Genomic DNA, 1,455 nt, shown 5'->3' on the forward strand with positions numbered 1-1,455 from the left:
TAATAAAAAGTTATTTCCGTAAAATTTTTTGAGCTATGAGGGCTCAAAATTTTCCAGAATAACTTTTTAACTTACACAGTTAGTGAAACACTACCGATTATTCATATCTGCCTTTACAAAGGATTGAATAAAATTAATTCAGGATTCCGTTCATTTCGGTTAAAATGATTGGCTTTCCATCGGTGATTACAATGGTATGCTCGTGCTGGGCCATGTAACCGCCTTTATTGCCTACCATAGTCCAGCCGTCATTTAATTCTACTGCAAGATTGGAATCCGTGGAAATAAAAGTTTCAATAGCCACCACAGAGTTTTTCTTAAAACGTCTGGAATCATAGCGGTTTCTGTAGTTCAGCAATTCATCAGGCTGCTCATGTAAACTTCTTCCTACTCCATGGCCCGCAAGGTTTTTAATGACTTTAAGACCTCTTTTCTTTGCTTCTGTTTCTATTAAGTGTCCTATGTCTGATATTTTTACGCCGCCTTTTATGTTGTCTATAGCTTTTCTCAGGATATCTTTGGAGGCTTCCACCAATTTTTGATGTCCGTGAATATCTTCTCCGATCACGAAAGAACCTCCATTATCTGCCCAATATCCGTCCAACTCTGCAGAAACATCAATATTGATCAGATCTCCTTCTTTCAAAATCCTTTGATCTGTGGGAATACCATGGCAGAATTCATTATCTACGCTGATGCAAGTCCAGCCCGGGAATCCATAGGTCAGATAAGGTGCTGATTTTGCCCCGAAACCTTCAAGAATTTTGGCCCCATACTCATCAAGATCTTTTGTGGTGATGCCGGGTTCAGCATAATCCATCATTTTCTTCAGCGTATAGGCAACGGCTTCACTTACTTTTTGCATTCCGATCATTTGATCTTCGCCGGTAATTGACATATTTATTTGATTATTATTGATTCTTACAAAGTTAGGAAATTAAAATATTTTAAACTGATCTGTTTTCATTCACCAGATCCAATTATTGAGAATGGAGTTACCCCCTTCACCAACTCCCTCTAACCCCTTGGGTAAGGGGCTATACCCGGTTATATAAGGGGCTAAAAGGTGTTCCATAACGGTCTCCGACTACTTGGATAAGGCGTGACAGGGACTTATAGAACGGTATGGAGACTGTTCAGAAAGGGGTTGAAGGCTTTTCCGAAGGGGTTGAAGGGTGTTCTAAAACGGTCTCCAGCTGCTTGAGTAAAAGGCTGTAGGAGGTTATGAAAACGTTTGAGGCGGTTGTAAAATAGTTATACCTATTTGATAAAGTGCCCGGAGATACTTACCAAAGTATGTGAAGGCATTTCTTAAACGGCTTCAGACAGTTTACGAAATGGCAATAACCAATTAATGAGAAGCTGCAGACACTTTCTATAGTGGCCAAAAGCACTTCCGAAGCTGCTGAAGACAGTTGATACACCAGTTCCCGGCACTTTAACAGGTATAACAGG

Annotated in this window: 1 protein-coding gene; it reads right to left on the minus strand. The window is 40.1% G+C overall.

Annotated features, from left to right (window positions below; all coding sequences use genetic code 11):
• Positions 1–133: 133 nt before the first annotated feature.
• Positions 134–898 carry a type I methionyl aminopeptidase gene (gene map / locus BW946_RS20975; protein ID WP_076598021.1) on the minus strand — a complete coding sequence of 255 codons (765 nt, stop codon included), beginning with the start codon at positions 896–898 and terminating at the stop codon, positions 134–136.
• Positions 899–1,455: the final 557 nt, after the last annotated feature.

The organism is Chryseobacterium sp. RU33C (assembly GCF_900156015.1).
Classification (GTDB): Bacteria; Bacteroidota; Bacteroidia; order Flavobacteriales; family Weeksellaceae; genus Chryseobacterium; species Chryseobacterium candidae.

What these genes read in the sequence shown, in the direction of transcription:
- map (WP_076598021.1), bottom strand. Translation starts at nt 898, where the DNA reads ATGTCAATTACCGGCGAAGATCAAATGATCGGAATGCAAAAAGTAAGT.